The organism is Neisseria sp. P0014.S009 (genome assembly GCF_051958155.1).
GTDB lineage: Bacteria > Pseudomonadota > Gammaproteobacteria > Burkholderiales > Neisseriaceae > Neisseria > Neisseria flavescens_C.
The window spans coordinates 1-234 of sequence record NZ_JBQCVS010000280.1; the positions used below are offsets into that span (position 1 = coordinate 1).

Below are 234 nucleotides of genomic sequence, written 5' to 3' on the forward strand. Positions count from 1 at the left end.
GTTGCCCTGTTCCGCAGCCTGATTGCGCTTTACGATATGTTTATCTTCCGCGGATACTTCTATATCGAAGCACGGGAACGTGCAGGATTCAGCCGTTTTGAGCTGGATATGTTTGAAGATTTTGAGAAAAGTTTGAAACAGGATAAAAAGGCCCTCTGAAACGGTAAAATCATCATGGCACATCATTACGATCATTCGCACTCGCACACGCATACCGCCAATAAGCAGGTATTG

The 234-nt window shown here is 44.9% G+C and carries 1 pseudogene; it reads left to right on the forward strand.

Going from position 1 to position 234, the window contains the following annotated elements:
• Positions 1-159: pseudogene (locus tag ACTHS4_RS12645) on the forward strand (DUF455 domain-containing protein); the annotation flags it as partial.
• Positions 160-234: the final 75 nt, after the last annotated feature.